Consider the following 10,315-nt stretch of genomic DNA (forward strand, 5'->3'; position numbering starts at 1 on the left):
CTCGCTCCCACATTAGATTGGGTGGTATCAGACCCAACGGGGTTGAGCCGTCGGGTCCGGGTTAGCGCATTATTGCGCTTTTTGCGGTTGTTGCGCTTTCCAGGCCTTGAACTCAGCCCATTCGGCGCGACGCTCAGCCTGTTTTTTCTGGATCTCGTCGAATTGCTTCTGTTGGTCCGGTTTCAGCAGGGCACGCACCTCGGCCTCGGCTTTTTTGTGGTTGGCCGCCATTTCGTCTTTCATGGCTTTCTGGTCGGCAGGCGAGAGTTTTTCCAGGTACTTGTCGACCAGTTGCTTACGCTCGTGCATCTGTTCGCTCATGATCTTGCGGATCTGCTCGCGCTGTTCGCGGCTCAGGTCCAGCTGGCTGTACGGGCCTTTACCGTGCATGCCGTGCATCTGACCGCCGTGGTACGAGCCGTCCATCGGGCCGCTGCCTTCAGGCATGGCCATGGCAACGGTCGGCAGGGTGGCGGCGAACATCAGAGCGATAAGAGTCTTGCGCATGGTGAATCTCCTTGTCTCGTTCCCGGTACGTTCCGGATGAGTACAGATTACGCAGGTCAAGGTCAGCGGCGGTCAGCGAAGCGTAAAGCTTGGGTAAAGACGATTTCGTACCAACCTGACACTTCCACCACCTTTTGAATACGCACGCCCCCTGTAGCAGCTGTCGAGCCTCAGCGAGGCTGCGTCCGGCGGCGCAGCCGTCGTAAACACGGATAACGCGGTTTTCCTGAAAATCCGCAGCGTCTGATTTCACGACTGCTTCGCAGCCGAACGCAGCCTCGCTGGGGCTCGACAGCTGCTACAGGGAGTTGCGTTCAGGGCGTCGCGTTCTGCTTAGAGGCTGTAGTAGTAGCCACGGCTACGCAGGGCAACGATGCGCGGGCGGCCGTCGGGGTGCGGGCCGATCTTTTTGCGCAGGTTGCTGACGTGCATGTCCAGGCTGCGGTCGTACAGGGTCAGTTTGCGGCCGAGGGCGATCTGCGCCAGTTCCTGTTTGTCCAGAGGCTCGCCGGGTTGCTTGAGCAGGGCTTCAAGCAAACGGCTTTCGGAGACGGTGAGGGTGAACTCCTGTTCATTGATGCTGACCACGCCGCGCACCGGGCTGAAACACAAGTCGCCCAGTTCCATCTGGCTGGACACCGCCGCCGGATGGCTGCGGCGCAACACCGCGCGCAAACGGGCTGTCAGTTCCCGTGGGTCGCAGGGTTTGGCTAGGTAATCATCGGCGCCAAGTTCCAGGCCGAGGATGCGGTCCAGTGGCTCGCCGCGCGCCGACAGCATCAGCACCGGCAAGTCCGGGTGATCGCTGCGCAATTGCTTGAGCAGTTCCAGGCCGCTGCCGTCCGGCAGCATCACGTCCAGCACCACGGCGGCCGGGGAGGTTTCGGCCAGCGCGCGGCGGGCACTCTGGCCATCGTGGCAAGCCCGGACCTGAAAGCCTTCCTGGCTCAACCAACTGCTCAGGAGCTCGCACAGCTCCTGGTCATCATCAATTAGTAACAGCTCGCTCATGAATCACTCAATTTAGCCATTGCCGACGTTTTCTGGTGGCGCCACTGGCGAAGATACCGCACAGCAGGGCCGATAGCGCAACTCCTGCTCCAATGACAAACCACTGCTGCTGATCGGTCAGTAGGCGCGGCAGTGGGCTGCTGGCCTGCGTTTCCTTGAGTTGCAGCTTGAGGCGCTGGTTCTCTTGGCGCAACCGGCCCAGTTGAGCGCCTTCGCGTTCGCTATCGGTATTTTGCAATTGTTTGTTCAGTTCTTCTCGTTGCTGTTCGCTTACCTTCAAGCGCTGCTGCAACTCGGCAATCTGGCTGCCGGCGCTCAGCGACAGTGGCGTCGAATTACCGCCCTCGGCGCTTTCTTCACCGTGAGCCGGGGCCACCATCGACAACGTCACCAACAACAGACACAACGGACCCTTGCGCATCGCGACTCCTGATTCCAATCGAGTGATTGGGCAGGTTGTCGGCAGGCAAACGAGAATAATGAGCGATTGAGAGCGCGATGAACCGACAAGGTTCACCGCGCGGGGGCATTTGTGGGGGGAAAGTTACGGCAGGACTTGCTTGAACGGCTTGACTGAAACGTTGGCGTAGACGCCTGCGGCGATATACGGATCAGCGTCGGCCCAGGCTTGTGCGGCGCTCAGGGAATCGAATTCGGCGACGATCAGGCTGCCGGTGAAACCCGCAGCGCCCGGATCATTGCTGTCGACTGCCGGGTGTGGACCGGCCAAAACGATGCGGCCTTCGCCCTTGAGCACTTGCAGGCGCTCAAGGTGGGCAGGGCGCGCGGCCAGTCGGGCTTCCAGGGAGTTGGCGACGTCTGTGGCAATGATTGCGTAAAGCATGTCAGTCCTCGGTTTTTGGCGTGGTGATATCGGCGTCGTGCAGGTGGCGGGACAGGTAAATGCCCTGGCCAACCAGGAACAGCAGTGTCATGCCCAGGCTGCCGAAGACTTTGAAGTCGACCCAGTATTCTTGGTAGGTGAACGCGACGAACAGGTTGGCGGCACCGCAAAACAGGAAGAACGCGATCCAGGCGATGTTCAGGCGCGTCCAGACCGGCTCCGGCAGGGTCAGCGCGTGGCCCATGATGCGTTTGATCAACAGGCTGTCACCGACGAAATGGCTGCCAATGAACGCCAGGGCAAACAACCAGTTCACCACCGGCGCTTTCCACTTCAGGAAGGTTTCGCTGTGGAACGCCAGGGTCAGGCTACCGAAGACCAGACAGGCGATGAGGGTCAGCCACTGGCTTTTCTCAAGCTTGCGCTGCTTGATGAACAGCGTGCCGTAAACCACCAGGGAGCTGATGATCAGCATCGCGGTGGCGCTGTAAATTCCGCCTACAGTCAACTCATGACCGCCGATGTCGACGACCCTTGGGTCAAGTTTGAAAACGATGAAAAACAGCAGAAGCGGGATGAAATCGATGAATTGTTTCACAGTGGCAGCCAGAAGCAGGATGTGGCGGCATAATAACAAACATATGGGCGCGCGATAGCGCCAGCTGATTTGAGGTAACAAAGTCCTGTGAATGTTGATTTGCACTGCCATAGCACGGCCTCCGATGGCGCCCTGGCGCCTGCGGTACTGGTTGCGCGTGCGTTCGAGAAAGGCGTGCGAGTCCTGGCCTTGACCGATCACGACACTCTTGAGGGCCTCGACGAGGCCCGCACAGCCGCGACCGCGCTGGGGATGCAATTGGTCAATGGCGTCGAATTGTCCTGCACCTGGGGCGGCGCGACCATTCATGTATTGGGTTACGGGTTTGATGTATCGGCGCCGCCGTTGGTCGAGGCGATTGCCAAACTGCACGATGGCCGTTGGCTACGATCCGAAGAAATAAGTCGCAAGCTGGCATTGAAGGGCATGCCGGGAGCGCTGGACGGCGCCCGGGCCATACAGCAGGAACTGGGCGACAGCGGCAACGCGCCGGCCCGCCCGCACTTTGCCGACTGGATGGTGCGTGAAGGGTATGTAAAGGACCGCGCCGAGGCGTTCCGCAAATGGCTGGGCGCCGGCAAGCTGGGCGACGTCAAGCAACACTGGCCCACCCTGGAGGAGACCGTCGAAACCCTGCGCGCCGCAAAGGCCTGGGTCAGCCTGGCGCATCCCTGGCACTACGATTTCACTCGCAGCAAGCGTCGTCGGCTGATTTCTGACTATATTCAAGCCGGGGGCCACGCGATTGAAGTGGTCAATGGCCATCAGCCCGCCGAACAAGTGGGCAGCCTGGCGATTCTTGCTCGTGAGTTCGGTCTGCTGGTCAGTGCCGGCAGTGATTTTCATGGACCTGGAGGCTGGTCCGAGATCGGCGAATACCGCCCGCTCCCGGAGGATCTGCCACCACTGTGGTGTCGATTCAAACATGACCCAATTATTGCCGCCGTCTGAACAGGTAGAGAATGTGAGTCAATTTTTCCAGATTCATCCGGAAAACCCACAAGCGCGCCTGATCAAACAGGCTGTCGAGATCATTCGAAAAGGCGGGGTGGTGGTTTACCCCACAGACTCGTCCTATGCCATTGGTTGCCAGATCGGCGACAAGAATGCCGTGGAACGCGTGCGCCGTTTGCGCGGGCTGGATGACAAACACAACTTTACGCTGATTTGCAGTGACCTGTCGCAACTGGGGTTGTTTGCCAAAATCGATACCGGCACGTTCCGCTTGCTCAAGGCGCACTTGCCGGGGCCGTACACGTTTATTCTCAACGCCACCCGCGAAGTCCCGCGCCTGTTGCTGCACCCGAAAAAGCGCACCATCGGCCTGCGAGTGCCTAGCCATCCGATTGCCCTGGCGCTGCTGGAAGAACTGGGTGAGCCGCTGATGAGCGTGACCCTGATCATGCCCGGCGACACCGACCCGCTGACGGACCCGCACGAAATGCGTCAATTGCTTGAGCATCAGGTCGACCTGATCATTGACGGCGGTTACGGCGGGATCAAGGCGTCCACTGTGATCAGTCTCGCCGACGGTGAGCCGGAAGTGATCCGTGTCGGTTGCGGCGACCCTGCGCCGTTCATGGCCGAGGCGTAGATGTCTGCAGTAGAACCCGTTGTCGACAGTCAAGCCGGAGCCCAGCAAGAGCTGCCCTTCGCGATGGTGTATGGCCAGGCGGTTTTGGAAATGCCGCTGGACCTGTACATCCCGCCGGATGCACTGGAGGTGTTTCTCGAAGCCTTCGAAGGCCCGCTCGACCTGTTGCTGTACCTGATCCGCAAACAGAACATCAACATCCTCGACATCCCGGTAGCGGAAATCACCCGCCAGTACATGGGGTATGTCGAGTTGATGCAGTCGGTGCGCCTGGAGCTGGCGGCCGAGTACCTGGTGATGGCCGCGATGCTGGCCGAGATCAAATCGCGGATGCTGTTGCCGCGTGCCGAAACCATTGAAGACGAAGAAGACGACCCGCGCGCCGAGCTGATCCGCCGCTTGCAGGAGTACGAGCGCTTCAAGGCGGCCGCCGAAGGTATCGACGGCCTGAGCCGCGTCGGTCGTGACGTGGTGGTGCCCAAGCTTGATGCCCCGGAAGCCCGGGCGCGCAAACTGTTGCCGGACGTACGTCTGTCGGAGTTGCTGTTGTCCATGGCCGAGGTCCTGCGCCGTGGCGACATGTTCGAAAGCCACCAGGTCAGTCGCGAGGCGCTGTCTACCCGTGAACGCATGAGCGATGTGCTGGAACGGCTCAAGGGTGGCGGTTTCGTGCCCTTTGTCGAGCTGTTCACCGCTGAAGAAGGACGACTCGGGGTGGTGGTGACCTTTATGGCGATCCTCGAACTGGTCAAGGAATCCTTGGTCGAGCTGGTGCAGAATGAGCCGTTCGCAGCGATCCACGTGCGGGCCCGAGCCGAATAACGAGTTGAATCATGAACCTGACTGAACCCCGCGAGCTGGCGCCACTGCTTGAAGCCTTTCTGTTGGCCTCGGGAAAACCGCAATCGCTTGAACGCCTGTTCGAGCTGTTCGAAGAAGGCGAGCGGCCGGAGCCGGCGGTCTTCAAGAAAGCGCTGACGATATTGGCCAAGTCCTGCGATGGCCGCGCCTTCGAGCTGAAGGAAGTGGCTTCGGGCTACCGCCTGCAAATCCGTGAAAAGTTTTCGCCGTGGGTCGGGCGTTTGTGGGAAGAGCGGCCGCAGCGTTATTCCCGCGCCATGCTCGAAACCATTGCGCTGATCGCCTATCGCCAGCCGATCACCCGGGGCGAGATCGAAGACGTGCGGGGCGTGGCGGTCAACAGTCAGATCGTCAAGACGCTGATGGAGCGTGAGTGGATCCGCATCGTTGGCCACCGCGATGTGCCCGGCAAACCGGCGATGTTCGCGACCACCAAGGCGTTTCTCGATCACTTCAACCTGAAAAACCTCGACGATCTGCCGCCGCTGGCCGAACTGCGCGAGCTGGAGCCGGACCCGGTGCTCGATTTTGACGACGCCCCCGTGCCTGCCAGCCTGCAGGCATTGGCGGACGCCAGCGCCGAGCCGGAAGAGCCGAAGGAAGAAACCAGTTTCCACACGTTGTTGCTGGAGCTGGACACCATGGAAGAGGGGCTCAAGACTGATTTCGATGATTTGTTGCGCGATGGCGAAGTGACCGCGGTTGAGCCGGAAATCGACACTGAACTTCAGACAGAGCCCGAAGCCACAGTCGAAGAGGAGCAGGAGCCAGAGCTTGAAGACGACGTGCTGGGCGTCGCCGAAGCTCGCGAAAAACTCCTGGCTGCCGTCGCAGCCCTCGAACAACCGAAACCCGAGCCCGAGCCCGAGTTGAGCGACGAAGAAGCCGAAGCCCGGGCGCTCGCCGAAGCGATCGAGGCCGAACGCCGCGAGTTCGACGACTGATCCCATTTTTGTGAACACTGATATCCCCTGTGGGAGCGAGCCTGCTCGCGATAACGGTGTGTCAGGCAATAGTGATGTCGACTGGTACTCCCTCATCGCGAGCAGGCTCGCTCCCACAGTGGGTATTGTGTTGTTTGGGCGCCACCGGTCGGCGGAAAAGCAGGTAACTCTGCGTTCATCAGCTAGTCTCTGATGCGAAATCGCGCACATGAGCGTATGATTCGCGACCCTTTGGCGATCCCTTCGCCCAAGCGAACAGTTTTACATCGCTTCAGGCAAAAGCCTGAACAGACCACACCGGGAGGTGCCCAGATGAGTATCAACGACCAGAAAGACGACCAGGAAATCGGCCCAGCAGGCGAAAAACTGCAGAAAGTCCTCGCCCGTATTGGCGTCGGCTCGCGCCGTGACGTAGAAGCCTGGATCAGCCACGGCCGCATCAAGGTCAACGGCAAAGACGCCACGCTCGGTCAGCGTGTCGACATGCATGACGCCATCACCATTGATGGCAAGGTGATCAAGCGCGAAGAAGCCGCCGAGTCGGTACGCCGCGTGATCATGTACAACAAGCCCGACGGTGAAATCTGCACCCGTGTCGACCCGGAAGGCCGTCCGACCGTGTTCGACAAGATGCCGCGCCCGAAAGAAGGTCGCTGGATCAACATCGGCCGTCTGGACATCAACACTACCGGTCTGCTGATGTTCACCACCGACGGTGAGTTGGCCAACCGCCTGATGCACCCTTCCTACGAAATGGACCGTGAATACGCGGTACGTGTGCGTGGTGAAGTCGATGATGAAATGATCGAGCGTCTGAAAGCAGGCGTCGTCCTCGAAGATGGCCCGGCCAAGTTCACCGACATCAAGCAGGCGCCAGGCGGTGAAGGTTTCAACCACTGGTATCACTGCGTGGTGATGGAAGGTCGTAACCGCGAAGTTCGTCGCCTGTGGGAATCCCAGGGCCTGGTGGTCAGCCGTCTGAAGCGCGTGCGTTTCGGTCCGGTGTTCCTCAACTCCGACCTGCCGATGGGCCGCTGGCGCGAAATGAGCCAGTACGAAGTCGACATTCTGAGTGCCGAGGTTGGCCTGACGCCGGTCGCGATGCCGCAGATGAACGCCAAGAGCAAAGACAAGCTCGATCGTATGCAGCGTAAATCGTCGCGTCCGATGGGCAAGACCGAGCGCGTGCGCACGTTGCGTCCAGCGGCCGGTGCACAGCCGACTGTTGCTCCGCGTGATTCCCGTGAACCGCATATCGAAGGCGAGCGTCCAGCCCGTAAACCAGCAGCACCTCGTGCTGATGGCGAGCGCGGTCCACGCACGCCACGTCCGGCCAACGGTCGCACCGAGCGCGGCGAAGGCCGTGGTGCGCCAAGCGGCGGTCGCAGCGATCGCGGTGCTCCAGCGGGTCGTGGTGAGTCGGGTCGCGGTACGCCAGTGGCAGACCGTCCTTCCGACACCAAGCGCCCGGCCAAGCCAGCGCCGAAGAAACGCCCAGGCATCGTCCTGGTCGACAAGGACGCGCCATCGGGCAAGCGTCGCGGCGCGCCAGCCGGTTCGGGCCAGCGTCCGGGCTTTGGTCGTCGCAAGCCTGAGTAATCGGTAAGCGTCACATAAAAAACGCCATCCCTCGGGGTGGCGTTTTTTTTGTCTGGCTTTAAGTGTTGTGGTGAATGGTCGGGCGTCATCGCGAGCAGGCTCGCTCCCACAGTTGATCGCATTCCAATGTGGGAGCGAGCCTGCTCGCGAAGGCGCCAGTAGTGACACCGTCGTCAATGTGCAGTCGTCTGACTGACGAATCCGATCAGGAAAATATTCGTTACGGCATGTAAAGAAATCCTGACGAAATATCGCCTGAAACGCCTTGGGTTGACGTTCACGGAAGGGGTGTAAGGAAATCCTGCCGAAATCAATCTCCTCAACAATCTCCCAAGGCTCTGGCCCGCTTGTTTCGGCGGCGCCGTAAGGGTCAGATGCGCCACATGCCTGTCGTGCAGGTGCATAACAAGAAGGAGGCGCAATGTACGCCGTGACTCATCTCCATCTCCTATCGAGGGGCGATTTCTCGATTGCTCCCGTCACTGACCTGCAAAGGTCTGACTCAATTTTTGCAGCCACCCGAGATGCTCGGGGTGGACACAGGCAATCCCGGCAAACGACACGCTGATCAGGCGGGTCTGGTAGCAGGGGGTTACAGGTGTACAATGCGCCGCGTTTTAACTGTGACCTCCTGTGCATCAGCGCAAACCTCAAGGCTATCCGCCTTGTTCACTCCGCCACGCCACGAGTGTGTCGGGTTCGATTTCGTCACAGATAAAAACAAACAGGTGACGCATGACCGTTGTAAATACGCAGAACGTGAGACCCTTTTCATGAGTGGACAAACCTCGCAGTCAGGCGAGCTCAAACGCGGCCTGAAAAATCGCCACATTCAATTGATTGCCCTCGGTGGCGCGATCGGTACCGGCTTGTTCCTCGGCTCGGCCGGGGTGCTGAAATCCGCCGGCCCGTCGATGATCCTCGGCTACGCCATCTGCGGCTTCATTGCGTTCATGATCATGCGCCAGCTCGGCGAAATGATCGTTGAAGAGCCCGTTGCCGGTTCCTTCAGTCACTTCGCGCACAAATACTGGGGCGGTTTTGCCGGCTTCCTGTCGGGCTGGAACTGCTGGATCCTGTACATCCTGGTGGGCATGTCGGAGCTGACCGCTGTCGGCAAATACATCCACTACTGGGCGCCGGACATCCCGACCTGGGTCTCGGCAGCCGGGTTCTTCGTCCTGATCAATCTGATCAACTTGGCCAACGTCAAAGTCTTTGGCGAGGCCGAGTTCTGGTTCGCGATCATCAAGGTCGTTGCCATCGTGGGCATGATTGCCCTGGGCAGCTACCTGCTGGTCAGCGGCAATGGTGGCCCGCAAGCGGCGGTCAGCAACCTGTGGTCCCACGGTGGTTTCTTCCCGAATGGCGTCAGCGGTCTGGTGATGGCCATGGCGATCATCATGTTCTCCTTCGGTGGCCTGGAAATGCTCGGTTTCACCGCTGCTGAAGCCGACAAGCCGAAAACCGTGATCCCGAAAGCCATCAACCAAGTGATCTACCGGATCCTGATTTTCTACATCGGCGCGCTGGTCATTCTGCTGTCGCTGACGCCATGGGACAGCCTGCTGGCGACCTTGAACGCGTCGGGTGATTCCTACAGCGGTAGCCCGTTCGTGCAAGTGTTCTCGATGCTCGGCAGCAACACCGCCGCGCACATCCTCAACTTCGTGGTGTTGACCGCGGCGTTGTCGGTGTACAACAGCGGCACCTACTGCAACAGCCGTATGCTGTTGGGCATGGCCGAGCAGGGCGATGCGCCGAAGGCCTTGTCGAAAATCGACAAGCGCGGCGTACCGGTGCGTTCGATCCTCGCCTCGGCGGCGGTGACGCTGATCGCGGTGCTGTTGAACTACCTGATCCCGCAAAACGCGCTGGAACTGTTGATGTCGCTGGTGGTTGCGACCCTGGTCATCAACTGGGCGATGATCAGCTTCTCGCACTTCAAGTTCCGTCAGCACATGAACAAGACCAAACAAACACCGCTGTTCAAGGCCCTGTGGTACCCGTACGGGAACTACGTCTGCCTGGCGTTCGTGGTGTTCATCCTGGGCGTGATGCTGCTGATTCCGGGTATCCAGATCTCGGTGTACGCGATTCCGGTGTGGGTCGTGTTCATGTGGGTCTGCTACGGCATCAAAAACAAACGCAGCGCCCAGCACGCATTGCACGCAGCAGGCTCCAGCGCAAAGTAAGCGCAGAGCGCAGAAACAACAAATCCGGCCAATGTCAGACTGTGTGAAAACACACTGATGGTGGTTCCAGCAAACGCCCCGACTTGTTCGGGGCGTTTGCTTTTGTGCTCACAGCAGACGAAAAAAGGCTTTTCAGCCCATCAGCGCCATCATCTGACGCAC

General features: G+C 59.8%; 11 protein-coding genes. 6 read left to right on the top strand and 5 right to left on the bottom strand.

The genetic code is table 11. The features are described from left to right. Positions 1 to 69: 69 nt before the first annotated feature. The 5 genes from KGB06_RS22055 to KGB06_RS22075 all read right to left on the bottom strand — a co-directional run bounded on the left by KGB06_RS22055 (position 70) and on the right by KGB06_RS22075 (position 2,960). Positions 70 to 507, bottom strand: coding sequence for a Spy/CpxP family protein refolding chaperone (locus KGB06_RS22055; protein WP_223519534.1), 438 nt, complete (start codon positions 505 to 507; stop codon positions 70 to 72). Between the two features lie 333 nt (positions 508 to 840). Next, positions 841 to 1,518, bottom strand: coding sequence for a response regulator transcription factor (locus KGB06_RS22060; RefSeq protein WP_223519536.1), 678 nt, complete (start codon positions 1,516 to 1,518; stop codon positions 841 to 843). 7 nt (positions 1,519 to 1,525) lie between these two features. Then, positions 1,526 to 1,939, bottom strand: coding sequence for a translation initiation factor 2 (locus KGB06_RS22065; protein ID WP_223519538.1), 414 nt, complete (start codon positions 1,937 to 1,939; stop codon positions 1,526 to 1,528). A gap of 123 nt (positions 1,940 to 2,062) precedes the next feature. Further along, a complete protein-coding gene (locus KGB06_RS22070) occupies positions 2,063 to 2,362 on the bottom strand; it encodes a YciI family protein (RefSeq protein WP_008156126.1) in 300 nt (99 codons plus the stop codon). Position 2,363: 1 nt separating this feature from the next. Then, entirely contained in the window at positions 2,364 to 2,960 is a 597-nt protein-coding gene (locus tag KGB06_RS22075; protein WP_223519540.1) for a septation protein A, read from the bottom strand. 87 nt (positions 2,961 to 3,047) lie between these two features. On the opposite strand from KGB06_RS22075, the gene KGB06_RS22080 reads away from it, so the two are divergent. The 6 genes from KGB06_RS22080 (at position 3,048) to KGB06_RS22105 (ending at position 10,153) form a co-directional block, all read left to right on the top strand. Beyond that, complete coding sequence (locus KGB06_RS22080; protein ID WP_223519542.1) at positions 3,048 to 3,911, top strand: PHP domain-containing protein; 864 nt, start codon at positions 3,048 to 3,050, stop codon at positions 3,909 to 3,911. Between the two features lie 13 nt (positions 3,912 to 3,924). Further along, a complete protein-coding gene (locus KGB06_RS22085) occupies positions 3,925 to 4,554 on the top strand; it encodes an L-threonylcarbamoyladenylate synthase (RefSeq protein ID WP_223519548.1) in 630 nt (209 codons plus the stop codon). Between the two features lie 123 nt (positions 4,555 to 4,677). Next, positions 4,678 to 5,376: a segregation and condensation protein A gene (locus tag KGB06_RS22090; protein ID WP_223519550.1), complete on the top strand. Its 699-nt coding sequence runs from the start codon at positions 4,678 to 4,680 to the stop codon at positions 5,374 to 5,376. Between the two features lie 11 nt (positions 5,377 to 5,387). Further along, positions 5,388 to 6,359 (top strand): SMC-Scp complex subunit ScpB, encoded by a 972-nt coding sequence (gene scpB / locus KGB06_RS22095; RefSeq protein WP_223519544.1) that lies wholly within the window; start codon positions 5,388 to 5,390, stop codon positions 6,357 to 6,359. A gap of 312 nt (positions 6,360 to 6,671) precedes the next feature. Continuing rightward, positions 6,672 to 7,958, top strand: coding sequence for a 23S rRNA pseudouridine(2605) synthase RluB (gene rluB / locus KGB06_RS22100; RefSeq protein WP_223519546.1), 1,287 nt, complete (start codon positions 6,672 to 6,674; stop codon positions 7,956 to 7,958). A 773-nt stretch (positions 7,959 to 8,731) separates the two neighbouring features. Beyond that, on the top strand, positions 8,732 to 10,153 hold the full coding sequence (locus tag KGB06_RS22105) for an amino acid permease (RefSeq protein ID WP_150781131.1): 1,422 nt from the start codon (positions 8,732 to 8,734) through the stop codon (positions 10,151 to 10,153). The last annotated feature ends 162 nt before the right edge of the window (positions 10,154 to 10,315 follow it).

The sequence above is a fragment of the Pseudomonas sp. GL-B-19 genome (assembly GCF_019956415.1).
Taxonomy (GTDB): Bacteria; Pseudomonadota; Gammaproteobacteria; order Pseudomonadales; family Pseudomonadaceae; genus Aquipseudomonas.

What these genes read in the sequence shown, in the direction of transcription:
- KGB06_RS22060 (WP_223519536.1), bottom strand. Translation starts at nt 1,518, where the DNA reads ATGAGCGAGCTGTTACTAATTGATGATGACCAGGAGCTGTGCGAGCTC.
- KGB06_RS22105 (WP_150781131.1), top strand. Translation starts at nt 8,732, where the DNA reads ATGAGTGGACAAACCTCGCAGTCAGGCGAGCTCAAACGCGGCCTGAAA.
- KGB06_RS22065 (WP_223519538.1), bottom strand. Translation starts at nt 1,939, where the DNA reads ATGCGCAAGGGTCCGTTGTGTCTGTTGTTGGTGACGTTGTCGATGGTG.
- KGB06_RS22070 (WP_008156126.1), bottom strand. Translation starts at nt 2,362, where the DNA reads ATGCTTTACGCAATCATTGCCACAGACGTCGCCAACTCCCTGGAAGCC.
- rluB (WP_223519546.1), top strand. Translation starts at nt 6,672, where the DNA reads ATGAGTATCAACGACCAGAAAGACGACCAGGAAATCGGCCCAGCAGGC.
- KGB06_RS22055 (WP_223519534.1), bottom strand. Translation starts at nt 507, where the DNA reads ATGCGCAAGACTCTTATCGCTCTGATGTTCGCCGCCACCCTGCCGACC.
- scpB (WP_223519544.1), top strand. Translation starts at nt 5,388, where the DNA reads ATGAACCTGACTGAACCCCGCGAGCTGGCGCCACTGCTTGAAGCCTTT.